Genomic DNA, 270 nt, shown 5'->3' on the forward strand with positions numbered 1-270 from the left:
AAATCTGCACCAGCTTTAAACTTAACTATGTTTTTAGCTTTTATTTTGATAGTTTCACCAGTTTGAGGGTTTCTTCCTTCTCTAGCTGCTCTTTTAGAAACAGACCAAGAACCAAAACCTACTAAAGAAACTCTGTTTCCTTTTTGTAAAGCACCTTCTATTTCAATTAAGGCACATTCTAAAGCTTTTTTTGCAGCTGCTTTGGTGATTCCTGCGTGTTCTGCCATTGCATCGATTAAATCTGTTTTGTTCATAATATAAAGTTTAATT

1 protein-coding gene is annotated in these 270 nt (G+C 33.7%); it reads right to left on the minus strand.

Translation table 11 applies throughout. The features are described from left to right. The coding region (locus FUA24_RS20995; RefSeq protein WP_148545047.1) for an HU family DNA-binding protein at positions 1-254 on the minus strand (254 nt) is incomplete at its 3' end. Between the last annotated feature and the right edge of the window lie 16 nt (positions 255-270).

It is taken from the genome of Seonamhaeicola marinus, assembly GCF_008085455.1.